The organism is Companilactobacillus keshanensis, from assembly GCF_003946205.1.
Classification (GTDB): domain Bacteria; phylum Bacillota; class Bacilli; order Lactobacillales; family Lactobacillaceae; genus Companilactobacillus; species Companilactobacillus keshanensis.
Genome location: NZ_RHOS01000008.1, coordinates 1 through 23,397, shown reverse-complemented (window position 1 = coordinate 23,397; position 23,397 = coordinate 1). Strand labels below are relative to the sequence as shown.

Here is a 23,397-nt window from a genome sequence, read left to right as displayed (position 1 = left end):
TTACTATTATGAAAAAGAGGAAGAACTTAGGTAAAAATAGCATCATATTGATTTTGGCCGTTGTGATAATTTTTATCGCTTATCTGGGTTCTCCGCTTAGTAAAGTTAGAAACGTTACCGTTGAAGGTGTTAATGATCTTGGAGCACAGCAAGTTATTGATGCTACTGACATCAATAACAATAGTTTGTTGGTCAATGTAATGATTGATCATCAGACGATCGCCAACAAAACAATGAAAAAATTGCCTTCGATCGAAACAGTTTCATTTAAAACGCATAATCTAAGAGATATTGTTATCAAGGTTAAAGAATTTAAAACTCTTGGTCTAATTTATAAAAATGGATATTATTATCGAGTTATAAACGGTGGTCATATAATTAATCAAAAGATGCACTCGCCAATTGGCAATTATCCAATTTATAGCGGTTTCAATGATAAAAAGAGCTTGAAGAAAATTTCAAAAATTTATAAAAAATTGCCTGATAATGTAAGAACAAATGTTTCACAATTTTATAATTCACCTACTAAGTTGAATCCTTATCGTGTCAAAATTGATATGAATGATGGTAACAAAGTGGTAGCTGATATAAGAACCGTTCAAGCTAAAATGAAGTATTATCCGGGAATTGCCGCCCAAATGAAGCAAAAGGGTGTAATTAATTTAGAAATTGGTGCATATTCTTATCCTTTTAAAGCTAAGAAATAGGTTTAATATAGTCATATTTGTGTTAAAATTTTCTAATGAAAAGATTTTTTTCTAGGTAAGGGAGGCTGCCACGTATATATGGACAATTCAGAGTTTTTTGTAGGGTTAGATATCGGTACTAGCTCAATTAAAGTAGTGGTTGCTGAATCGTCAGACGAAAAGTTAAATGTCGTTGGCGTAGGAAGCGAAAGATCCGAAGGCGTTAGTCGTGGTGTTATTGTCGATATAGATAAAGCTGCGGGAGCAATTAAAAAAGCTGTCAAGCGAGCTGAAACACAGGCTAATATTACTATTCACGATGTTGTGGTTGGTATCTCCGCCAATATGTTACAGATTGAAAAATGCCAAGGTATGATAGCCGTTGGTTCGGAATCAAAGGAAATCACCGAAAATGATGTAAGACAAGTTATGGCAGCAGCTATGGTACAGAATTTACCTAGTGAACGCGAAGTTGTATCTTTGATTCCAAGACAATTTTCAGTTGATGGATTTAATAATATTAGAGATCCTCGTGGAATGATTGCTGTTCGTTTAGAGATGAAAGGTATTATTTATACCGCACCCAAGACGATTGTCCATAATACAAAGAAGGCTATCCAATTAGCTGGATTAAATATAATTCATAAAGTCATTACACCTATGGCACTTAGTCAAGTCGTTTTGAATGATGGTGAGAGTGGCTTTGGTTCAGTAATTATTGATATGGGTGCTGGTCAGACCACAGCATCTGTTGTTCATGATTATAATTTAAAATTGTCGACCGTTGATTTTGAAGGTGGACATTACGTTACACATGATATTTCAGTTGTTTTAAATACGACTGTTGAAAATGCTGATCAATTAAAAGTTTATTATGGTAATGCTGATTCCGATGAAACCTCTTCTGATGAAACGATCAGTGTTGAGGTCGTCGGTAAGACGGATCCAGAACAAATTTCAGAACAATATATTTCAGAAATAATTGAAGCTCGTTTAGAGCAAATATTTAATAGATTAAAGGAACCACTTGAAAACTCAGGCGCTTTATCATTGCCAGGTGGAATTGTTCTAACTGGTGGTGTTGCGGCTACACCTAATATCGAAGAGCTTGCCAAAAAAGTTTTTGGTGTCAAGGTTAGAAGTTATGTACCTTCTCAAATGGGAATGCGTCATCCTTCTTATGCGTTAGGCTTAGGATTAGTGACGTATGCTTCAAGGTTAAACGATATCGGAATTATTGCTGACAATGTTGTTAATGGAGCAACGATTAACCAAAATAATTCAACTCCTCAACCTGTAGCACAAACCAAGCAGGTCGTTGAACCAGATCCAAAAACCAAAAATATACCAGATGAAATTGAAAAAACTAAAAAAGCTTCAAAGCCTAAAAAGGGCAAAGGACTGGATAAGTTTAGAGATTTCTGGAGTAAATTTTTTGATTAAAAACTAAGATAAATTAAACAGGAGGAACTCCTCAATGGAATATTCTTTAGACTCAAATGACAACATGGGAGCAGTAATTAAAGTAATTGGTGTCGGTGGCGCTGGTGGCAACGCCGTTAACCGTATGGTAGATGCACAAATCAAAGGTGTTCAGTTTATTACTGCTAATACTGATGTTCAGGCCTTACAGGATTCAAAAGCTGAAACAAAAATTCAATTAGGACCTAAATTAACAAGAGGTTTAGGTGCTGGCTCTAACCCAGAGGTTGGACAAAAAGCCGCTCAAGAGAGTGAAGAAGCAATTAAAGAAGCCCTTGAAGGTGCAGACATGATCTTTATCACCGCCGGTATGGGCGGTGGTACCGGTACAGGCGCCGCACCTATAGTTGCTAATATTGCTAAAGAAAGTGGTGCTCTTACAGTTGGAGTTGTCACTCGTCCATTTGCTTTTGAAGGTTCAAAACGTTCACGATTTGCTGCTGATGGTATTACAGAGCTTAAAAAAGATGTCGATACACTAGTTATTATTTCTAATAGCAAATTGCTTGAAGTTGTTGATAAGAAGACACCTATGAGTGAAGCCTTCAGTAAGGCTGATGATGTTTTACGTCAAGGTGTTCAAAGTATTTCTGATCTTATTACATCACCTGGTTATGTTAACTTGGATTTTGCTGACGTTAAGACAATTATGTCAGATCAAGGTTCGGCTCTTATGGGTATTGGTACTGCTAATGGTGAAAATAGAATTACTGAAGCTACTAACAAGGCTATTTCATCACCATTACTTGAAGTTTCAATTGATGGTGCTAAACAGGTACTTCTTAATATCACTGGAGGTACAGATCTATCACTTTATGAAGCACAAGAAGCTGCTCAAATTGTTACAGATCAAGCAACTTCAGATGTAAATATCATCTTTGGTACTTCAATGGATGATTCACTTGGTGATCAAGTTAAAATCACAGTTATCGCAACTGGTGTTGAAACTGAAGATAGCAAGAAGAATGCTAAAAAGCCGACTTTAAATAATAAAATGGCTACTTTAGATAACAAGACTCAAAGTAGTGTTCAACCCGCTCCACAACAAAAGAAGGATCCTTTGGCAGATTGGGACATCAATCGTGATGCCGACGCAAACAATACTTCTGGCGAGAAGAGTGACTTTGAAATCTTCCAAAAGCCGGAAACAATTGATTTGAATGACGATGATGATGATTCAACACCGCCAATATTTAAACGTCGCAACAACAAATAAAGGAGAACTAATCTATGGCATTTGAAAAGTTCAGTAACTTTTTTGGTATCAATGATGAAGAGGATGAAAATCAACCAGTAAACCAAAAGGCTGATTATTCTAATAATGAAAAGGTTGTCTCAATGAATTCAACAACAGATTCCAGAACTGCCAGCAGTAAAATAGCTATTTATCAACCAAGAGTATATGCTGATGCCAAGGTAGTTGCCAAACAATTATTAAACAATAAAGCTGTTATTGTTAATTTCAACAATATCAATGATGATTCAGCTAAGCGTATCGTTGACTTTTTGACAGGATCAATTTTTGCTTTGAATGGTGAAATTAAACGTGTTGGGGATAAAATTTTTCTCTGCACACCTCCTAAGTTTGAAATTGACGGTAGCATTCCTGATATTAATGAATAGATAGGGGAGTTACATGGATCGAATTTTAACCGGTTTACCATATATCATAGCTGGAGCCTTTCAGCTGTATGAAATGGTCATATTTATATACTGCATACTTTCATTTATGCCTAGACTGTATCAAAATCCGTTTGGACAATTGATCGTACGCTTAGTACAACCATTTTTGGCGTTGATTCATCGAGCCCTACCATTTTTAAATAGACAAGTTTTAGACTTTTCTCCATTAATTGCTTTAATAATCTTACAATTAGTACAGAAAGTAATATTTATGGTGATTTAAAATGGCTGACAAAGAAAAAATAAGCCTGGATAGCGGTTTTTTCCGTCCTGAAGAAAAACCTTTTGTCGATCGTATCAGTGATTTATTATTAAAATCGCAGACTATGTATACACCGCAATTGACTGATTTTCTTAATTTAAGAGAACAGCTGATTTTGAATAACTTGATCAATAAATATGATGATTTATTTGTTCATTATTTTGGTGGATATGAAGGTGCGGAAAGGGTCAGGGGTATAATTGCTCCTGATTATTTTGTACCAAAAGATTCTGATTATAAGGTTTCAATGTACGAAATTCGATATCCAGAAAAATTTGCTAACTTACATCATGGTCAAATTTTAGGTTCTTTGACAGGATCTGGAGTTGATCGCGATCATTTTGGTGACATCATTACTGACGGTGAAAGATGGCAATTTTTTGTCTTTGATCAAATGGATGATTTCATTGAAGAGCAGGTTACAAAAATGGGACCATATAAGATTCATTTAATTCAAAAGAATTTTGCAGATTTACTTTTGCCTAAAGACGATTCTGTGGATGAAGATATCAGAGTCCAATCATTGAGAATTGATACAGTGATTGCGACTGTTTATGATTTATCCAGACAAGTTGCCAAATCGTTAGTAGAACATGGAAAAGTTCAGTTGAATTGGACTGGAACACGAAATGCTAGTGATTTTATAACAATGGGTGACACTTTGAGTGTTCGTGGATACGGTCGAATAAGAATTAATGATATTATGGGAAAATCGAGAAATGATAAATATATATTATTTGTAAATGTCATTAATAAATAATTAGGGGCGTGAAATTATGGTATTATCACCAGTTGAAATACATGATAAAGAATTTGACCACAAATTTCGTGGGTACGATCGTGACCAAGTCGAAAAATTTTTGAACCAAGTGGCTCAGGATTATGACCTAGCTTTACAAAAAAACTCACAGTTAGAAAAAGAATATGCTGAAATGAAAGAGCAGCTCAAATATTTTACCGATATGAAAGATGCTTTGAATCAGTCTATTATTGTGGCCCAAGATGCAGCTGACAAAGTTAAATCTGGCGCCGAGCAAGAAGCACAAGTAATAATTGAAGAGTCACAAAAGAAGGCCCGTGAGTTATTAAATCAATCGACCGAGAAGTCTAATCAAATTCTGCAAGACGCCTCTGATAAAGCTCGTCAGGTAACAATTGAAACGGATGAGCTTAAACAAAAGACAAATGATTTTCGTCATGGTTTGCAAGGAATGTTGCAACAACAATTATCAATGATAGATAGTCCCAAGTGGCAAAAGCTGGCTGATGCTACATCTACCAGTGATTTGAAACAAAAAGTGGGCATGCAAAATAATCAGTATTCTGAAGATAATTATGAAAATTACCAAGATAGTGTTCCCAATGACGAACAAATGAATTATAATGACAACATTACTGATAGTCAGGAACAAGATCAGACGCCAAATGATCCATATACGATCAATCATGATCAAAATGGACCAACATTCCAGTTTGACAATGACAATCAGGATGATAACAATAATTAAGAGAACAAATTCCCAGTAAAACGTTCTTCAGCGAGCTAACGTATGGTGTGAGGTTAGTAGAATAATTTACTAGGTATATCAGCTCTTAAAAATTTCTATTATATATTTACCAATAGGTGGTACAACGAGAACTCGTCCTAATTTGGATGGGTTCTTTTTATTTTAATCGAGGGGTGAAAGAATGAAAGTAAAAGACACACTAAATTTAGGTAAAACTAAATTTCCTATGCGTGGTAATTTGCCAAACAAAGAAGCAGAATGGCAAAAGGTTTGGGATGAAAACAAATTATATGAAAAGCGCCAAAAATTAAATGAAGGAAAACCAACTTTTGAATTATTAGATGGACCTCCATTTGCTAATGGTGATATCCATATGGGGCATGCACTTAATAAAATCTCAAAGGATATTATCATCAGATATAAATCTATGAACGGTTTTCGCTCACCATATATTCCTGGATGGGATACTCATGGTCTTCCAATTGAACAACAATTGGCTAAGAAGGGTGTTAAACGTAAGGAAATCGGTATGACTGAATACCGTAAAATGTGTCGTGATTTTGCTGAAAAAGAAATCAAAAAACAAATGGCTGGATTCAGACGTTTGGGCGTTTCAGCTGACTGGGCACATCCATATATTACATATCAACCAGAATTTGAAAAAGAAGAAGTTAAAGTCTTTGGTGAAATGGTTGATAAGGGTTATATCTATCGTGGTAAGAAACCTGTTTATTGGTCACCATCATCAGAATCCACTTTGGCAGAAGCTGAAATCGAATATAAAGATGTCAAATCTCCTTCGATCTTCGTTGCTTTCAAAGTACGTGATGGTAAAAACTTATTAGACAAAGATACTTCGTTTATTATTTGGACGACTACTCCATGGACAATGCCATCAAATGAGGCTATTTGTGTAAACCCTAAATTCAATTACGCTTTGATCAACGCTGATGGTAAAAAGTACGTTGTTGCTGAAGAACGTATCAGTTTCCTAAAGGAAAAGCTTGAGTGGGAAAATGTTGAAACTCTAAAGACGTTTAAGGGTAGTGAACTTGAGGGTCTAACAGCTACACATCCTTTCTATGATCGTGAATCATTACTTATTCTGGGTAATCACGTTACATTGGACGATGGTACTGGCTTAGTTCATACGGCCCCTGGATTTGGTGCTGATGACTTTGTTGTTGGTATGAAATATAAGTTGCCTATCTTCTCACCAATCGATGCACATGGTTGCTTCACTGATGAAGTTCCTGAATATCAAGGTGTCTTCTATGACAAAGCTAACAAGATGATTACTGAACGTATGACAGAAAATGGCTCCTTATTGAAGTTGAATTTCTTCACTCATAGTTACCCACATGATTGGCGTACAAAGAAACCAGTTATTTTCCGTGCTACACCACAATGGTTTGCTTCCATTGATAAATTTAGACCACAATTATTGGCTGAACTTGAAAAGGTAAGCTTCATCCCTGATTGGGGTAAAACTCGTCTTTACAATATGATCCGTGATCGTGGCGATTGGGTGATCTCTAGACAACGTGCTTGGGGCGTTCCGCTACCAATTTTCTACGCTGAAAATGGTGAAGCTATCATGACTAAGGAAATTATTAATCATGTAGCGGATTTATTTGGCAAATATGGTTCAAATGTTTGGTTTGAACGTGATGCTAAAGATCTTCTTCCAGAAGGATATACAAATCCTGCTAGTCCAAATGGTAAGTTCACTAAAGAAACAGATATTATGGATGTTTGGTTTGATTCTGGGACAGCACATGCTGGCGTTGCTAAGTTGCGTGATAACTTACAATTCCCAGCTGACTTAGTTCTTGAAGGTTCTGATCAATATCGTGGATGGTTTAACTCATTGTTGATCACATCAGTTGCCGCATTTGGCGTTGCTCCTTATAAAGCTATTCTTTCTCAAGGTTTTACACTTGATAAAAACGGCGTTAAGATGAGTAAATCACTTGGTAATGTTATTGCACCATCAGATATTGAAAAACAATTTGGAGCTGAAATTATTCGACTCTGGGTTGCATCAGTTGACTCAAGTTCCGATGTTGCTGTAACTGTTGATTCGTTCAAACAAGTTTCAGAAACATATCGTAAGATTCGTAATACAATGAGATTTATGCTTGCTAACACAAGTGATTTTGATCCTAAGACAAATCGTGTTGCTTATGAAGATCTTCGTCCAGAAGATAAGTATGTTGCCGTTAAGTTAAATGATCTTGTTAAAACATTGCATGATGAATATGATGTTTATGATTTTGCAGATGTTACAAAGAATGTGGTTCGTTTCATTACTAATGAAATGTCAACTTTTTATCTAGACTTTGCTAAAGACGTTGTTTACATTGACCCTGAGGATTCACATTCACGTCGCTCAATGCAGACAGTTATCTACGATGCAGCTGTTAAAATTGCTAAATTGATGACACCTATCTTGCCGCACACTATGGAACAAGTTTGGGAATATCTAAAAGAGCCAGAAGAATATGTTCAATTAGCTGAATTGCCAGTTTCTGAAGAATTGTCTGACACGGATGAAATCCATGAAAATTGGAGCAAGTTCATGTCGTTTCGTGATGATGTTTTGAAATCACTTGAAGTTGCTCGTACAAACAAGTTGATAGGTAAGTCATTGGAAGCTAAAGTAACTGTTTATCCAGATGATGAATTAAAAGCTACTCTAGATAGTATTGACAGTAATTTTGGTCAATTATTGATTGTTTCTCAATTTGAGATCAGTCAAGATGCCGCTCCAGCTAATGCCGACAAGTATGAGAGTGTCAGTGTCCTGGTTGAAAAAGCTGATGGAGATGTATGTCAAAGATGTCGTATGATCAAGACTGATGTTGGTAGTGATTCAAACTTCAAAACATTCTGTTCAAGATGTGCTAAGATTGTTACTGAGGAATATCCTCAAACAATTGAAGAAGGTTTTGAGGGCTAATAAATGTTTCAAGGAAAAATAATTCGTTTTAATAATGAACGTGGATTTGGTTTTATAAATAATGGAGAAGAAGATATCTTTTTCTTTGCTGATTCTGTTTTGAATCGTGAAGACTTCTTTATCAAGCCAGGTCTTGATGTTGAGTTTGAAATTGCTCCCGGTTTTAAGGGCCCGCAAGCAATCAATATAACTATACTAGATCCTGAACAAAATGAGGAAAGCGCTGAATAGTGCTTTCTTTTTTTATTGAAATAATTTATCAGGGAGAATAAATATGAGCGAGAAATTAAACCCAAAAAGATGGATGATTCTTATATCAGTCGGTATCTTTACATTAATGGCTACATTAGATGGTTCAATTGTCAATATTGCACTGCCTGTTATCAGTAAGGATTTAAATATTCCGATGAATATGGCGGAATGGATCGTTTCAATCTATTTAGTAACAATTTGTATTTTTCTACTATTATTTGGTAAATTGGCCGACTCGATTGGAAAAATAAAAGTCTTTAAGACTGGATCGATCTTATTTATTTTGGGCTCACTAGTCTGTGGGTTCGGTGTCGATCTGCCGGTACTATTACTTGGTCGTGTTGTTCAAGCCTTTGGCGCTTCGATGGCAATGGCAACTAATAATGGTATCATCACTCAGACATTTCCGCTGCGAGAACGTGGATATGCTTTAGGTTATATCGGATCCTTTGTTTCAATCGGGTCAATTGCCGGACCTGGTATCGGCGGTTTGATTTTATCGCAATTTCACTGGAGCTACATTTTCTGGATCAATCTTCCTATTGGCGCAATTGCATTGTTATTAGGATATTTAAATTTGCCGAAAGAAGAATCCAAGAATCCTGCAAAATTTGATTATCGTGGTTTTACTATATATTTTATGACTTTGATATTATTCTTTGCAGCAATATTTATCGGACAATCAGTTGGATTTAGTAATATTTATATTATTTTGGCGTTTGTTGTAGCCATTCTGTTATTTTTATGGTTCATTCATCTTCAGAAGAATACAGAGCAACCGATGATCGAACTGAGAATTTTCAAAAATCATGATTTCACGTTAGGATTGGTAGTTGGTTTTCTGATTTTTGTAACTAATTTCTTTTTCAATGTGGTCTCACCATTCTATCTTGAAAATGCCTTAGGTATGAAAGCTTCTATTGCAGGATACGTTTTGATGATGTTTCCGATCGTACAAGTTATCGTGGCACCCATTTCAGGGAAAATGTCGGCTAAGATCAATCCGATCATTTTAACAATTGCCGGACTAATGGTTTTGGCTATTGCCCAAATTGGTTATTTATTCTTTAATGTAAATACAAGCCTTTGGTTTATACTATTATTTATCGGTTTAAATGGATTAGGGAATGGGTTATTTCAAGCCCCTAATAATACAATGATCATGAGCTCAGTCGAAACGAGGGATTTGGGAATTGCTGGTGGACTGAATGCGTTGGCACGTAATATGGGAATGATCATTGGTGTGTCAGTTTCAACCACAATCTTGTTCTTATCAATGAGCAGTTTTTATGGAAAATCAGTTACGACGTATGTAAACAATAGGCCTGATATCTTTATCGATGGGATGCGTGTTACAATGACATTTGCCCTAGCAATTTGTTTAATTGCTATAATGATGTCGGTAATTAGGTTAATAAAATCAAGAGGTTTAAAGAATGAATAAAGAAGATTCTAGGTATTATGAAGAAGTAGTAGCACAAAAAAGAGTATTTGGCGGTAAAATTATCAATGTTGACGTTGAACAAGTTGTTTTACCCAATGGAATTCCAGCTATCCGTGAAATAGTTAAACATCATGGAGCTGTGGCAATTATTCCCTACACAAATGATGGAAAAATGATCTTTGTACGTCAATGGCGTGCACCGCTGGACCAAGAAACACTTGAAATTCCGGCTGGTAAAATTGATCCTGATGAAGGCAGCGATTTAGAGGAAGTTGCTTTACGTGAAATGAATGAAGAATTAGGTTTAACAACGGATCATTTAGAAAAGGTCACAGCATTTTTTGCTAGTCCTGGTTATTCAAATGAAAAATTAACGATATTCAAAGCTGATGATTTAAAAGAAGTTGAATTCAAACGTCCGTTAGATCAAGATGAATTTTTAAATGTTGAAAAATTAACACTTGAAGAAGCTAAAGAACAAGTTAAAGCCGGAGTTATCTGTGATTCCAAATCAATTTATGCCATTACTTATTGGGAGTTATTAAATGCTAAATAACCTTTTATCCAAAGTTAAAGGCGTCTTCTCTAAATCTGATAAATCTAAATATGATTCAGTAGTACCGGCTGATCAGGTTGAAAAAAGACAACAAGAACTGAGAGATCGAGAGAGACAACGTGTTGAAGAAGACTATCGTCAGACTCATCCTGATCAAATTATGCAAGAAAAAATGGAGTCATTTGAAAATAAGACAAATAAATTGAAAAAAAAGCTAAATATTGCGATTATTACAGTGTTTGGCTTAATAGTCATTGTATTTTTAATTTTATTTTTTATATAAAGGAGAACTGTTAAATGAAAATTGGCGTAATCGTTCCGATGGAAGAAGAAATCAAATTACTGAGAGAATCTCTAAGTGATGTAACTAAAGATGAAATTGCCGGAGTTGAAATTACAATTGGTTCATATAAGAATCATCAGGTTTATCTTGCTAAGAGTGGGATTGGTAAAGTTCAAGCCGGAATGACAGCGACAATTATTAATGATCGTTATCAACCAGAGTTTGTCGTTAATACTGGATCGGCCGGTGGAATTGGTGAAGGCTTGAAAATTGGGGATGTTGTGATATCAAATAAATTAGCTTATCACGATGCTGACGCAACTGGTTTTGGTTATAAGATGGGTCAATTGCCTGAACAACCATTGTTCTTTGAAGCAGATTCGTTCTATGTTGATGAAATTGCTAAAGCAGCCAAAAAATCTAACTTGGTTTCACACGTAGGTGTTATTGTGACTGGAGACCAATTTATTGACGGAAAAGAAAAAATTGCTACAATTAAAAAGTCGTTCCCAGATGCACTAGCTTCTGAAATGGAGGGTGCAGCCGTAGCACAAGTTTGTACGCAATTTAAGACACCATTCGTTGTTATACGTTCAATGAGTGATGTTGGTGATGAAGATGCAAGTGTCAACTTTGATGACTTTGTTATTCAAGCCGGCAAGAAGTCAGTTGAAATGTTATTGAACTTCTTAGATCAAGAGTAGAGGGGATTTTTAAATTGAAGTTTACTTATTTAGATAATGCTGCCACGACACCAATGGCTAAGGAAGTCGTTGATGTTATTTCTGAACAAATGGCAGAGAATTTTGGGAACGCATCAGCAACCAATTATTTTGGTCGTCAAGCGCGTAAAGTATTAGATGAAAGTCGTAATACGATTGCCCAAAGTATTAATGCCAAAGATTCAGAGATTGTTTTTACAAGTGGTGGTACTGAAAGTGACAATACTGCAGTTATTGAAACTGCCTTATCACGTCAAAATCTAGGTAAACATATTATTACTACAGCCATTGAGCATGAGGCTATTCTTAAACCAATGAAATATTTAGAGTCATTAGGTTTTAAAATAACCTATTTAATGCCGAATGAACGTGGTGAAGTGACGGTTGATCAAGTTAAAGATGCCTTAACAGACGATACTATTTTGGTCTCGATCATGTACGGTAATAATGAAGTAGGTTCACGTAATCCTATTAAAGAAATTGGTGAATTGTTAAAAGATCACCAAGCATTTTTCCATACAGATGCTGTTCAAGCATATGGTCAAGAGACAATCAATGTTAAAGATCAAAATATTGATATGATGTCAACATCTGCTCATAAAATTAATGGTCCGAAATTTATCGGTTTTCTTTATATTAATGAAAAGATCAATATTCCTTCCTTTATTAAGGGAGGCGATCAGGAGACTAAACGTCGCGCAGGGACTGAGAATGTTCCAGCTATTGCAGGTTTTGCTAAAGCGGTAGAGTTGATTACCTCTGCAGTTAAAACTGCTCGCCGTGAACGTTATTTTGGTTTTAAGCAACAAATTCAAGCAATTTTAAAGGATAATGATATTAAATTTGAGGTCAACGGTCCTAAGGACATAAATGCTTTAAATCACGTCTTTAATCTCTATCTGCCAGGGATAGATCGTGGCGTATTGTTAACTAGATTGGATCTGGAATATTTTGCCGTTTCCGGTGGTTCCGCATGTACCGCTGGAAGTCTTGAGCCTTCTCATGTTCTTGTTGCTATGTATGGTAAAGATAGCCCTAAAATTGATGATTCGATCAGAATCAGTTTTGGTAAGGATAATACAGCTGAAGAAATCACTGATTTTTCTAATAAATTAGTTTCAATTGTTAAAGACTTGACTAATTAGTTAAATTTCTTCAAACTTAATTTAACTAAGCTTAGGGGGTTTTACTATGAGTACAAAAGCACAAGTTTTGGGAGATAAAGATTTTTATGAAATCAATCCTGAAATAAAAAAATACGCACTATTAGATGTTGGTTTTCAAGAAACTAAACAAGGTAATTTCCGCCTTGAACGTCCAATTAATGGTAATTCACCATACGATGCTCGTTACGTCTTGAAAATTACTATCAACAAAGATTTTAGTAATTTTAAAATGGCTACAACGGATAAAAGTGGTCTACATAATTTAAATATTTTTAAATCAAAGAACACGGATCAAGAAGTTGAGGATTTCAGATATTTAATGAACTTTTTAATAGAAAAAAACATTTTAGTTAAGAGATAGAGGTTTTTAATATGGATAATGCAAAAAAGCGCGTCGTTGTTGGAATGAGTGGAGGAGTAGACTCATCAGTTAGTGCTCTTTTGCTAAAGCAACAAGGATATGAGGTCATCGGCGTCTTCATGAAGAATTGGGACGATACGGATGACTCTGGAGTATGTACTTCCACAGAGGACTATGAAGATGTAGCAAAGGTTGCCAACAAGATAGGTATTCCCTACTACTCAGTTAACTTTGAAAAGGAGTACTGGGATCGTGTATTCGAGTATTTCTTGTCTGAATATCGTAAGGGTAGAACGCCTAACCCTGATGTTATGTGTAATAAGGAAGTTAAGTTTAAGGCCTTTTTGGATTATGCTGAAAAGTTAAATGCTGACTATATAGCTATGGGTCACTATGCGCAATCATTCCGCGATGATAACGGTGTTGTACATTTGCTTCGTGGTGGAGATGCTAATAAGGATCAGACTTATTTTCTAAGTACTGTACAACAACATCAACTACAAAAGGCTTTGTTCCCGATTGGTGGAATGCAAAAGTCCGAAGTTCGTCGTATCGCTGAAGAGGCAGGACTTTCAACTGCTAAGAAGAAGGACTCTACTGGCGTATGTTTCATCGGTGAGAGAAACTTCAGAAAGTTTCTTGGTGAATTTTTGCCTGCTCAATCTGGAACAATGATGACACCAGATGGTGAAGTTAAGGGTAAGCATGCAGGTTTGATGTATTACACAATTGGTCAAAGATCAGGACTTGGAATTGGCGGAAATGGTAAATCAAACGAGCCATGGTTTGTTGTTGGTAAGGATATGTCAAAGAACATTCTTTATGTCGATCAAGGATATGATAATCCAAGACTTTATGCAGATCATTTGGATGCATCTGATTTGTCATTTATCACTGGTTTAGATTATGGTGACGAGTTCCATTGCACAGCTAAGTTCAGATATCGTCAACAAGATACTGGTGTTACAGTTCATGTCTTAGATGACGGTAAGGTGACTGTTGATTTTGACAATCCTGTACGAGCTATTACACCCGGACAAGAAGTTGTCTTCTATGATGGCGAGGAGTGTCTTGGTGGAGCTACGATTGATGCAGCTTACATGGCTTCTAAGAAGTTACAATATATCTAGAGAACATGTTGTTTCGTGAGGCATTTTAGTTTCTAGATAATATGAATAAACATCCCTTAGGCATTTGTATGCTTAAGGGATGTTTTTTATGTGATCTAGATATCGTTTTTAATCATAGATGAAAAATACACCTGTAACTTGAAAATAACCTTGGAAATCATCATAATAGTAATTAATTAACTTTGTAAGGTGAATAAATTATGGAATTGTACTTTGTCAGACATGGAAAGACCGAATGGAATTTAGAGGGAAAATATCAAGGCGGCCACGGTGATTCGCCACTATTACCAGAAAGTATGGAAGATATTAAATTGTTAGCCAAAAGGTTGAACGATGTTAATATTGCTAATGCATATACAAGTCCATTACCACGAGCCAAAACCACTGCCCAAACTTTGATTGCGGATATGAATCAAACAGTTACTTTGACAGTTGTAGATGGATTGAAGGAATTTGATCTTGGTATTATGGAAGGTCAAAAATTTGTTAAATTGGAAAGAGAGATGCCAGAAATTATTCATGCTTTTAGATATGAACCGGTCGATTATGATTCGGAACGCATTAAGGGTGAATCTTTTGAAGAAGTGGCAAAGCGTACGACCGATGCTGTTAAAAAGATCGTTTCAGATAATGACGAAAATGCATCTATTTTGATTGTTAGTCATGGTGCCGCCTTGGTTACTATGATTCAATCGTTATTGGGAACTGAAATCGCTGATATTAGAAAAGATGGCGGTTTATCAAATACAAGTCTGACACATTTAGAATATAGTGATAATGAATTCAAACTTATTAAATGGAATGAAACAGGATACTTACACAAGAAGTTGGAAAGCACTGATACTATTTGAGGTATTAAATGGATAAGAAAGCAGAAAAGTTATTTAAAGATGGTAACAAAGAGGCTGCCATTAAAGAAATCGTTAATGATTTGAATCGTGATCATCATCAATTAGATAAGATTTTACAATTATCAGCTTATTTGGTTGAAGCAGGAGATCTTGAACAAGCTGAGGAACTTTTAACAAAATCTTTGACTCTTTTTAGTGAAAATAAAGATGTTCGTTATAACTTAGGCAACATTTACTTTTTAGCAAATAAGTATGATAAGGCCAATGAGCTTTTTTCTAAATTAATTCAAGATAATTATGGATTTGAGGCTTACTTTATGGAGGCCAAAACTCTGGATGAACAGGGTAAAAAGCAAATGGCTATCGTTTATGCATTGACAGCCGTCGAGAAAAATCCTAAAGATATTGCGTCAATTGAATTAATGGCTGACTTATTGTTAGCTAATGGCAATTTTTCGGAAGCTAAGAAATATTATCAATCGGCAATTTTATTGAAACCTAAGGCCAAATATTATTTCAATTCAGCTTTGTGTGCAATGAACTTGAAACAAGATTATCAATCATATTTGGAACAGTCTAAGAAAATTGATCCTAAATTTTTTGCTGAAAACGAAAAGAAATTAGCAAATTTACAAAAATATTTAACAGAAACGGGAGATAGCAATGGCAGACGATAAAGATTATTTTGTTGGCACTGTCAAAGCTATTTTTTTTGAGAATCCAGAAAATTTATTCAAAATATTTACGATTAAAATAAAAAAGACCAATACCGATTGGGATGGTACCGATATCGTCGTAACTGGTAGTTTTGGTAATATTTCTGAAGAAGAAGAATATAAGTTTGAAGGTCGCATGGTCGATCATCCTAAGTATGGTAAGCAATTTCAGGCAGATACGTATCAACATAGCCGCCCCAGTGGCAAAAAAGAACTGATCAGTTTTTTTTCTAGTGATGAGTTTCCAGGTATTGGTAAGAAAAAAGCCGAAAAAATTGTTGATACGTTAGGTGAAAATGCTATCGATAAAATTCTACAAGATCCTAATGCACTTGATTTTCTAAAATTAGGTGAAGAAAAGACTAATTTGATCGTTGAACAAATATCTAAGAATCATCAGGCAGAACAAGTTCTGTATCAATTAAGCAATTTTGGATTTGGTAATACTTTGAGTGCACGAATTTATCAAAAATATGGTGTAAATACTTTAGAAAAAATAACTGAAGATCCGTATCGATTGGTAACTGATGTTAAGGGTGTTGGTTTTAAGAGGGCCGATGAGCTGGCTAAAAACTTAAATATTCCACTAGATGATCCTAGAAGAATCAAGGGCGCATTGATCCAATTAGTAACTGTGCTGAATAACTCAACCGGTGATACTTTGATTGAGCAGAATGATTTATTTAAACGCGCCATGGCAATTTTACGTTCAGATAATAATCCTAATGAATTGAAAGCAAAAATTTCTGATGGGTTAAAGTCATTAGTCAACGATGGTGTCTTGATGTCTGAAGAAGGCAAAGTTTATGAAAAGTCATTGTATGAAGCCGAGTGGTCGATCGCACAGTCTTTGAAAATGATTACTGATACCTATAAAGACGTTGAATGGAGCAACGAATCATTTTCTAAAGAACTAAAAAAGATTGAAAAATCATTCAAAGTTGAATATGACCCATCACAGGAAAAGGCTATCAGGCAATCATTAACACATTCTGTCTTTTTATTAACCGGTGGTCCCGGTACTGGTAAGACTACCATTATCAACGGAATTGTAGCTGCCTATGCAAAGTTAAATGATGAGACACTTGATCCTGCGTCTGAAGATTATGCGATTGCTTTAGCTGCACCAACGGGTAGAGCAGCTAAACATATGGGTGAATCAACCGGTTTACCTGCTATGACGATCCATCGATTATTAGGATTAACTGGAACTGAAGATGACGAATTTGCGGAGCCAACGCTTAACTGTAAATTACTAATAATTGATGAGATGTCCATGGTCGATACTAAATTATTTAAGACTTTGATTGATGCAGTTCAGCCTGGAACACAGGTCGTGCTTGTTGGTGATAAGGATCAATTACCATCAGTTGGACCAGGTCAGATATTCTCTGATCTGATCAATAGCCAAATATTTTCAACAGTTATCCTAAAAGATATCCATAGACAAGATGAGGATTCAACAATCATTCAGCTTGCTCATGATATTAATGAAGGTAGAGTAGCTGACGAAGTTTTTCAAAATCGTTCTGATCGTAGTTTTATTGAATGTACAAGTCAAAATGTACCAGAAGTTTTATCGCAAATTGTTAATAAATCCAGTGAACGTGGATTTGATATAGCTGATGTACAAGTACTGGCTCCAATGTATCGGGGTGTTGCCGGGATAGATAACTTGAATTCAACGATTCAGGATGTAGTTAATCCTATGGCCGAAAAACGTAAAGAAGTACTAATGGGCAATGTTCATTATCGTATCGATGACAAAGTAGTTTATCTGGTAAATACGCCAGAAGATAATGTTTTCAATGGTGAGATCGGTAAAATCGTCGGAATAATTTTATCCAAGGAAAGTACCGATCATGTGGATCAATTGGTAATTGATTTTGATGGAAATGAAGTCACACTTGATCGTAAAGATTGGACTAATATTGCTCTGGCATATTGTACTTCGATCCATAAGGCACAAGGTTCAGAATTCGAAATGGTCATTTTACCTTTGGTTAATGAAGAATCGCGGATGTTACGTCGTAATTTGCTTTATACGGCCATTACGCGTTCGAAACGTCTACTTATCATGGTAGGTAATAGAAGTGCCTTTGAACGTTCCATAACTGATGAATCGGCAGAAAGAAATACTACGTTGAAGAAACGGCTATTCACAGCCTTTAAAATCAAAGAAGATACGTCAGAAGAAAAAATTGAAGAAGATCCAGTGGATGTTTTTGAACCTGATTATCGTTTGACGTTAGATATGGTAATGAATAATAGTATTGACCCGATGATCGGAATGGATAATGTTACCCCATTTGATTTTAGTGATCGTGAAACAGTTAAAAAGGATTAATGATAATTCTTCGATTATTTTTCAAATATTGTAAATTAACAAAAAGTTGTACCTACGCCTGATTAAATCAAGTGTAGATACAACTTTTTTGTAACTCTATAAATTACTTTTTATATATTATTTCCAAAAACGGAATCTGTTTGATAACCCCAATAGGCGGGATCTTTGTATGTAAAAGCATATTCAAGAATAGTGCCTTTAACATTAGGTAAATAAGTCTTTCTTCTCTGATACATGAAAATCGGATATTGTTTGTGATTGAAATAATTTAGAATATTTTCATCATCAAGCATCTCAACTGTTGTTTCTTGTGAATATGGTAGTTTGTAAGGATCGATTCCAGCATCTTCACGTATCCGCTGGTAAACGGAATCAAAATTATGCAAATTGATCAAGGCATCTTTTGAGATATATTTTGAATTGATGTAGTTAACAGTATATTGAACCACTTCCTCTCCGATATATCGAAGGCGTTTGATTTCAAAGTATTGTGATTTAGAATCGATTTTTAGGATCTCTTGGATATCATTTTGATTATTCTCTTGAGCCGAAAGGACTTTTACACCTTCAGTATTGCCATTTGACATATTTAAATCAGTTAATAGAACAACACTACGATGGTTTTCCTTGGCAACAAAAGTACCTTTACCCTTAATGCGAGTAACTTTATTATTTTGCTGCAAGTCATTGAGGACTTTTACGGCCGTGGTAGAACTGACTTCGAAACGTTTACAGATATCAGATTCACTGTAAAATTTGTCACCTTGGTTAAATGAACCATGGTTAAGCTCGTCAGTTAAAATTTCGATAATTTCTTGATATTTAGGTGTGAGCAATTAAATTCCTCCTGTTTAGAATTCAACTTTTGCCACTCGGACAATTAAGTCAGTTCCATACTTAAAACCAGTTGCATCAATAGTTAGCATATCATTGTTTTGGGTGAAACTTAACTTTTCTTTATTATCTAACCAGGAAATTTTCTTTGCTTGTTTATTAATACCGGTAAATGAACGTGGATTGACACCTTCACCACCTAAAACGACATTACTGTTACCAACGATTTTAAGGTCAAAAATGAAGAGATACAGATCTTTTTCGTCTGATAGTGCAAAATCTTTCATCTGATAACCGGATTCAATATCCGTTGGACGCGTTTTATAAATTGCTTGTTTATTGTGATCCATCCAAACTCCGATGAATTTCATATATTCTTCGGAAATAGTTGGAATCTTACCAGTTCCGGTCAGACCAATGTTTACTAAAATATTAGCCCCGATATCTCTGGCATGACAAATAGTTTCAATAACTTCACGTGGCGATTTAAAATTGATATCTGATTTAGCATAACCCCAGTGTTGATTCAAGGTCAATGAAATCTCACCAGCAACATATTTTTGACCATCTTCACCATGATTGATCGAATCGGGTGTACCGCGTTCGTACGTAACAGCATCAATTTCAGGATTAATTATTTTACCACGATTTTTAAGACCAGTATTATTAATGATCATGGCATCAGGTTGATATTTGCGAATAGTCCCATATAGATCGTCCAGATGCCAATCGGCATCTTTTTTATTCCAATTGCCGTCAAACCAGAAACCACCGATCGAGCCATAATTCTTGGAAAGTATTTCAACGGATTTACGTAAGTATTCCAAGTACTTATTGAAATCTTTCTCATATAGAGGATTGTGCCAATCGTATGTCGCCATGTATAAGAATGGTTTAATATCATATTTATGACAGGCATCCACGAACTCTTTGATTAGGTCGCGTTTGGCTAGACTGTGTACGGAATCGAAATCACTTAGTCCTTGACTATCATAGAGGAAGAATCCTTCATGATGTTTAGAAGTTAAGACGATATACTTTGCTCCCATTGATTTAGCTTGTTGAACGATTTCTTCCGCATCAAAATCTTTAGCGGAAAAAGTATTGGCCAATTTTTCGTATTTTTCTTTATTTATACCATGAATAAATTCAGTCCATTCACCTTGACTTAGTTGGGAATATAGACCCCAGTGAATGAATAGTCCTAATCCTAGATCTTCGTAATCTCTTATTCTTTTTAAAGGAACGTTCATGTTGATCCTCCTTAGTTGAGTAAAACACTCAATCTTATCACTATTAAGTTAACACATTAAGGTACCGTAATTCAAGTAGTAAGGAAAGTGGTAAAGACCTTTAAAATGGGATTTAAACGAATTTTAAGATTTATTGTAATCGGTTACCTAATGTGCTAGACTTAATCCGAAATAGGTTAATGTATTAAGATAATAAATTTAGATGGTGGTGAGAAGCAATGTATGTATTATCAAGTCATGGTAATTATGCCAAGGAGACTTTGAAAAGCTGTGAGATGATCACAGGAGAATTAGCCGATTTTGCAACGATCTCTTTCCATGATCCTATGGGTGTCGATGATATGGTGAGTGAGTATGACAAGCTATATAGTAACAACACGTCAGATACATTTAACATAATCACTGATATTAAGAATGGAACTCCAGCTAATTCGGCAATCTTATTTAAATCAAAACGCGACAATGTCCGAGTATTCTCTGGATTATCATTGAGTCTAGTTTTGACGATAGCAACTGGAACTCCAATCGAGGAAGCTCTTAAAGAAAATCGTGGAGTTTTGGACGAAATCGATCCTCAAAAAGAGATTGCAAAAAAGCACGAGAGTGGTGAAGTGAAGGATCAAGAAATAGACGTAACTTCGACTAAAGATCCAATCGTTAATGTAAGAATTGATGCGCGTTTGATCCACGGTCAAGTCGCAACAATGTGGACTAGAAAGCTCAATGCAACCAGAATCATAGTTATTGATAATGAGATTGTGAAGAGCGATGTTCAAAAGATGACCTTGAAGACAGCTGTTCCTAGAGGAGTACATCTTAGTATCCTAACTAGTCAGGGTGCCGTAAAGAGATTGAAGGATAGAAAGTATCAAGGGCAAAGAGTCTTTATCTTAGTTAGAGATCCGAAGGTATTACAAGAATTGGTTGAACAAGGCATTAAAATTAAGTCGATCAATGTTGGTAATATGTCGATGTCCGAAAATGCACGTCAAATTGCTAAGAGCGTCGCTGTAACAGATGCAGATGAAAATGTATTTGAATATTTATCAAAACAAAAAGTTGATCTTTATCATCAAATGGTACCAAATGATAATAAGCAAGAATTTATGAATTTATTGAAAAAGGGGCGTAAATAATCATGACAATAGTTTGGTGGCAAATACTATTATTAACAGCCTTAGCTTTCTGGATGATCATTGATCAGATCACCGTTGGTATTTTATGCAATTATCCATTATTGATTGGGTTCGTTGCCGGAATAATTATGGGCGATATTAAAACAGGGCTAGTCGTTGGTGCTACATTACAATTAATGGTTTTAGGCGTTGGTACATATGGTGGTGCCAGTATGCCGGACTTTATGACAGGTGCCATTATTGGTACGGCCTATGCTGTAATGACAGGAAAGGGTATTGATTTTGCAATTGGACTAGCCGTTCCGGTTGGACTATTGATGGTTCAACTTGATGTTTTGGCACGTTTCGTCAATACATTCTTCTTACACCGTGTTGATAAGTACATCTCCGAAGGTGATACAAAACATGTTGCCAGAAACATTGTTTACGGTGTATTTCCTTGGGGATTATCAAGAGCAGTTCCTGTTTTCATTATGTTGATCGTTGGTAATAATGTTGTTTCAAAGATTGTTGAATGGATGCCACAATGGCTTTCAAATGGTCTAACAGTTGCTGGTGGAGTCCTACCAGTTGTTGGTATTGCAATTTTATTGAGATTTTTACCTACAAAGAAATTTATCGCATATTTGATCGTTGGATTCATTGCTGCAGCATACTTGAAGATGCCAATGCTGGGTGTTGCATTACTTGGCCTAGCCCTAGCTATCATGTACTACAAGCAAAATGACAATGGTGATAATGATAAATCACAATCTCAAGACGATGGAGGCGTGGAAAATGAACTCGGCGAATACGAAAACTAAGATCACAAAAAAGGATCTTTTTAAAGCAAATTGGCGCTGGCTTTGGTCAAGTCAAATCTGTTGGAATTATGAAAGAATGATGTCAACTGGATATCTTTATACGATGTTACCAACATTGAAAAAATTATATCCAGATGATGAGGATTTAATTGAAATGATGAAGACCCATAACCAATTCTTCAATACCAATGCCTATGTCGGTGGTTTTATCGTCGGTATGGATATGGCTATTGAGGAAAAGGAGGGTACCAAAGCTAAAGATACCGTTGCCGGTCTAAAAACTGGATTAATGGGACCATTTGCCGGTGTTGGTGATACGATCGTCGGGGTTATTTTACCAACTATCTTTGGTTCCATTGGTGCCTATATGGGGTTAAAGGGTAATCCGATTGGTGCTATTATCTGGCTACTCGTTAACTTTGCAGTATTGTTCTTGAGATTTACTTTGTTGCCTTTGGGTTATTCTCAAGGTGAGAAGTTGATCTATGCCGCTGGTGATAAACTAAACCGTATCACTGACGCAGCCATCCTTCTTGGCGTGACAGTTGTAGGAGCCTTGATACCTACAGTTGTTTCCGTCAAAGTTCCCTTAGTCTTCCAAAGTGGTAAAGTTACTTTGAAGGCTCAATCTGTATTGAATCAAATCATGCCATCACTAGTTCCAGTGCTATTAGTTGTACTTTGCTATTGGTTATTAGGAAAGAAAAAGATGAATTCAACTCGCTTGATCGTCTGTGTCCTAATAGGAGGAATCATTCTAGGTGGTCTTGGAATTTTGAGTAAGTAACAAAAAAAGATAGTCGATACTTTTTAATAAGTATGGCACTGCAACTATTTTTTGAGACATTAAAATAAAAGCACTTCTTTTATTGGGCTATTAAGCTCCGGTATTCTACCGGCGACTGATAGCCCAGTTTTTCGAATATTCGTTCTTCATTCCAAAATTTGATGTATTCTTCT

The 23,397-nt window shown here is 35.7% G+C and carries 25 protein-coding genes; 22 read left to right on the top strand and 3 right to left on the bottom strand.

The features are described from left to right. The first annotated feature begins 8 nt into the window (after positions 1-8). From EKM64_RS05960 to recD2, 19 genes are all read left to right on the top strand, one after another. Positions 9-707: a cell division protein FtsQ/DivIB gene (locus EKM64_RS05960; RefSeq protein WP_125676598.1), complete on the top strand. Its 699-nt coding sequence runs from the start codon at positions 9-11 to the stop codon at positions 705-707. Positions 708-785: 78 nt separating this feature from the next. Beyond that, positions 786-2,129: a cell division protein FtsA gene (gene ftsA / locus EKM64_RS05955; protein ID WP_125676596.1), complete on the top strand. Its 1,344-nt coding sequence runs from the start codon at positions 786-788 to the stop codon at positions 2,127-2,129. 34 nt (positions 2,130-2,163) lie between these two features. Then, on the top strand, positions 2,164-3,384 hold the full coding sequence (gene ftsZ, locus EKM64_RS05950) for a cell division protein FtsZ (protein ID WP_125676594.1): 1,221 nt from the start codon (positions 2,164-2,166) through the stop codon (positions 3,382-3,384). A gap of 14 nt (positions 3,385-3,398) precedes the next feature. After that, positions 3,399-3,791 carry a cell division protein SepF gene (locus EKM64_RS05945; protein ID WP_125676592.1) on the top strand — a complete coding sequence of 131 codons (393 nt, stop codon included), beginning with the start codon at positions 3,399-3,401 and terminating at the stop codon, positions 3,789-3,791. A gap of 13 nt (positions 3,792-3,804) precedes the next feature. Beyond that, positions 3,805-4,074, top strand: coding sequence for a YggT family protein (locus EKM64_RS05940; protein WP_125676589.1), 270 nt, complete (start codon positions 3,805-3,807; stop codon positions 4,072-4,074). A 1-nt stretch (position 4,075) separates the two neighbouring features. Next, on the top strand, positions 4,076-4,873 hold the full coding sequence (locus EKM64_RS05935; RefSeq protein WP_125676587.1) for a YlmH family RNA-binding protein: 798 nt from the start codon (positions 4,076-4,078) through the stop codon (positions 4,871-4,873). 16 nt (positions 4,874-4,889) lie between these two features. Continuing rightward, the gene (locus tag EKM64_RS05930; RefSeq protein ID WP_125676585.1) at positions 4,890-5,621 is read left to right on the top strand and encodes a DivIVA domain-containing protein; all 732 of its coding nucleotides are present in this window, start codon (positions 4,890-4,892) and stop codon (positions 5,619-5,621) included. A gap of 181 nt (positions 5,622-5,802) precedes the next feature. Next, positions 5,803-8,583, top strand: a complete 2,781-nt coding sequence (ileS, locus tag EKM64_RS05925) for an isoleucine--tRNA ligase (protein WP_125676583.1) — start codon at positions 5,803-5,805, stop codon at positions 8,581-8,583. Positions 8,584-8,586: 3 nt separating this feature from the next. Next, complete coding sequence (locus tag EKM64_RS05920) at positions 8,587-8,814, top strand: cold-shock protein (RefSeq protein WP_125676581.1); 228 nt, start codon at positions 8,587-8,589, stop codon at positions 8,812-8,814. A gap of 43 nt (positions 8,815-8,857) precedes the next feature. Further along, the gene (locus EKM64_RS05915) at positions 8,858-10,279 is read left to right on the top strand and encodes an MFS transporter (RefSeq protein WP_125676579.1); all 1,422 of its coding nucleotides are present in this window, start codon (positions 8,858-8,860) and stop codon (positions 10,277-10,279) included. Then, entirely contained in the window at positions 10,272-10,835 is a 564-nt protein-coding gene (locus EKM64_RS05910; RefSeq protein WP_125676577.1) for an NUDIX hydrolase, read from the top strand. Before EKM64_RS05915 ends, EKM64_RS05910 begins: the two co-directional genes overlap by 8 nt. After that, entirely contained in the window at positions 10,825-11,118 is a 294-nt protein-coding gene (locus tag EKM64_RS11525; RefSeq protein WP_225420972.1) for a hypothetical protein, read from the top strand. The genes EKM64_RS05910 and EKM64_RS11525 overlap by 11 nt, the downstream gene beginning before the upstream one ends. A 14-nt stretch (positions 11,119-11,132) precedes the next feature. Further along, positions 11,133-11,822: a 5'-methylthioadenosine/adenosylhomocysteine nucleosidase gene (locus tag EKM64_RS05900; RefSeq protein WP_125676575.1), complete on the top strand. Its 690-nt coding sequence runs from the start codon at positions 11,133-11,135 to the stop codon at positions 11,820-11,822. Positions 11,823-11,836: 14 nt separating this feature from the next. Then, positions 11,837-12,985, top strand: a complete 1,149-nt coding sequence (locus EKM64_RS05895) for a cysteine desulfurase family protein (RefSeq protein ID WP_125676573.1) — start codon at positions 11,837-11,839, stop codon at positions 12,983-12,985. Between the two features lie 46 nt (positions 12,986-13,031). Next, positions 13,032-13,367, top strand: coding sequence for a hypothetical protein (locus EKM64_RS05890; protein ID WP_125676571.1), 336 nt, complete (start codon positions 13,032-13,034; stop codon positions 13,365-13,367). Positions 13,368-13,378: 11 nt separating this feature from the next. Further along, a complete protein-coding gene (gene mnmA, locus EKM64_RS05885) occupies positions 13,379-14,497 on the top strand; it encodes a tRNA 2-thiouridine(34) synthase MnmA (RefSeq protein WP_125676569.1) in 1,119 nt (372 codons plus the stop codon). Between the two features lie 197 nt (positions 14,498-14,694). Then, positions 14,695-15,348, top strand: a complete 654-nt coding sequence (locus EKM64_RS05880) for a histidine phosphatase family protein (RefSeq protein WP_225420971.1) — start codon at positions 14,695-14,697, stop codon at positions 15,346-15,348. 8 nt (positions 15,349-15,356) lie between these two features. Further along, complete coding sequence (locus EKM64_RS05875) at positions 15,357-16,025, top strand: tetratricopeptide repeat protein (RefSeq protein ID WP_125676565.1); 669 nt, start codon at positions 15,357-15,359, stop codon at positions 16,023-16,025. Next, a complete protein-coding gene (gene recD2, locus EKM64_RS05870; RefSeq protein ID WP_125676563.1) occupies positions 16,012-18,411 on the top strand; it encodes an SF1B family DNA helicase RecD2 in 2,400 nt (799 codons plus the stop codon). The genes EKM64_RS05875 and recD2 overlap by 14 nt, the downstream gene beginning before the upstream one ends. Before the next feature lie 110 nt (positions 18,412-18,521). Here the strand turns inward: recD2 and EKM64_RS05865 are convergent, their stop codons facing one another. After that, positions 18,522-19,247 carry a GntR family transcriptional regulator gene (locus EKM64_RS05865; protein ID WP_125676561.1) on the bottom strand — a complete coding sequence of 242 codons (726 nt, stop codon included), beginning with the start codon at positions 19,245-19,247 and terminating at the stop codon, positions 18,522-18,524. 15 nt (positions 19,248-19,262) lie between these two features. Further along, complete coding sequence (locus EKM64_RS05860) at positions 19,263-20,498, bottom strand: alpha-L-fucosidase (RefSeq protein ID WP_125676558.1); 1,236 nt, start codon at positions 20,496-20,498, stop codon at positions 19,263-19,265. 218 nt (positions 20,499-20,716) lie between these two features. Between EKM64_RS05860 and EKM64_RS05855 the strand changes: the two genes are divergently transcribed. The 3 genes from EKM64_RS05855 to EKM64_RS05845 are packed head-to-tail and all read left to right on the top strand — an operon-like array spanning position 20,717 to position 23,224. Beyond that, a complete protein-coding gene (locus EKM64_RS05855; protein WP_125676556.1) occupies positions 20,717-21,634 on the top strand; it encodes a PTS mannose/fructose/sorbose transporter subunit IIAB in 918 nt (305 codons plus the stop codon). A gap of 2 nt (positions 21,635-21,636) precedes the next feature. Next, on the top strand, positions 21,637-22,437 hold the full coding sequence (locus tag EKM64_RS05850; RefSeq protein ID WP_125676554.1) for a PTS mannose/fructose/sorbose/N-acetylgalactosamine transporter subunit IIC: 801 nt from the start codon (positions 21,637-21,639) through the stop codon (positions 22,435-22,437). Further along, on the top strand, positions 22,412-23,224 hold the full coding sequence (locus EKM64_RS05845) for a PTS system mannose/fructose/sorbose family transporter subunit IID (RefSeq protein ID WP_125676552.1): 813 nt from the start codon (positions 22,412-22,414) through the stop codon (positions 23,222-23,224). The genes EKM64_RS05850 and EKM64_RS05845 overlap by 26 nt, the downstream gene beginning before the upstream one ends. A gap of 79 nt (positions 23,225-23,303) precedes the next feature. Here the strand turns inward: EKM64_RS05845 and EKM64_RS11740 are convergent, their stop codons facing one another. Then, positions 23,304-23,387 (bottom strand): hypothetical protein, encoded by an 84-nt coding sequence (locus EKM64_RS11740; RefSeq protein ID WP_225420970.1) that lies wholly within the window; start codon positions 23,385-23,387, stop codon positions 23,304-23,306. Positions 23,388-23,397 lie beyond the last annotated feature (10 nt).

Coding starts and splice junctions, on each gene's coding strand:
- EKM64_RS05960 (WP_125676598.1), top strand. CDS start 9: ATGAAAAAGAGGAAGAACTTAGGTAAAAATAGCATCATATTGATTTTG.
- ftsA (WP_125676596.1), top strand. CDS start 786: ATGGACAATTCAGAGTTTTTTGTAGGGTTAGATATCGGTACTAGCTCA.
- ftsZ (WP_125676594.1), top strand. CDS start 2,164: ATGGAATATTCTTTAGACTCAAATGACAACATGGGAGCAGTAATTAAA.
- EKM64_RS05945 (WP_125676592.1), top strand. CDS start 3,399: ATGGCATTTGAAAAGTTCAGTAACTTTTTTGGTATCAATGATGAAGAG.
- EKM64_RS05940 (WP_125676589.1), top strand. CDS start 3,805: ATGGATCGAATTTTAACCGGTTTACCATATATCATAGCTGGAGCCTTT.
- EKM64_RS05935 (WP_125676587.1), top strand. CDS start 4,076: ATGGCTGACAAAGAAAAAATAAGCCTGGATAGCGGTTTTTTCCGTCCT.
- EKM64_RS05930 (WP_125676585.1), top strand. CDS start 4,890: ATGGTATTATCACCAGTTGAAATACATGATAAAGAATTTGACCACAAA.
- ileS (WP_125676583.1), top strand. CDS start 5,803: ATGAAAGTAAAAGACACACTAAATTTAGGTAAAACTAAATTTCCTATG.
- EKM64_RS05920 (WP_125676581.1), top strand. CDS start 8,587: ATGTTTCAAGGAAAAATAATTCGTTTTAATAATGAACGTGGATTTGGT.
- EKM64_RS05915 (WP_125676579.1), top strand. CDS start 8,858: ATGAGCGAGAAATTAAACCCAAAAAGATGGATGATTCTTATATCAGTC.
- EKM64_RS05910 (WP_125676577.1), top strand. CDS start 10,272: ATGAATAAAGAAGATTCTAGGTATTATGAAGAAGTAGTAGCACAAAAA.
- EKM64_RS11525 (WP_225420972.1), top strand. CDS start 10,825: ATGCTAAATAACCTTTTATCCAAAGTTAAAGGCGTCTTCTCTAAATCT.
- EKM64_RS05900 (WP_125676575.1), top strand. CDS start 11,133: ATGAAAATTGGCGTAATCGTTCCGATGGAAGAAGAAATCAAATTACTG.
- EKM64_RS05890 (WP_125676571.1), top strand. CDS start 13,032: ATGAGTACAAAAGCACAAGTTTTGGGAGATAAAGATTTTTATGAAATC.
- mnmA (WP_125676569.1), top strand. CDS start 13,379: ATGGATAATGCAAAAAAGCGCGTCGTTGTTGGAATGAGTGGAGGAGTA.
- EKM64_RS05875 (WP_125676565.1), top strand. CDS start 15,357: ATGGATAAGAAAGCAGAAAAGTTATTTAAAGATGGTAACAAAGAGGCT.
- recD2 (WP_125676563.1), top strand. CDS start 16,012: ATGGCAGACGATAAAGATTATTTTGTTGGCACTGTCAAAGCTATTTTT.
- EKM64_RS05860 (WP_125676558.1), bottom strand. CDS start 20,498: ATGAACGTTCCTTTAAAAAGAATAAGAGATTACGAAGATCTAGGATTA.
- EKM64_RS05855 (WP_125676556.1), top strand. CDS start 20,717: ATGTATGTATTATCAAGTCATGGTAATTATGCCAAGGAGACTTTGAAA.
- EKM64_RS05850 (WP_125676554.1), top strand. CDS start 21,637: ATGACAATAGTTTGGTGGCAAATACTATTATTAACAGCCTTAGCTTTC.
- EKM64_RS05845 (WP_125676552.1), top strand. CDS start 22,412: ATGAACTCGGCGAATACGAAAACTAAGATCACAAAAAAGGATCTTTTT.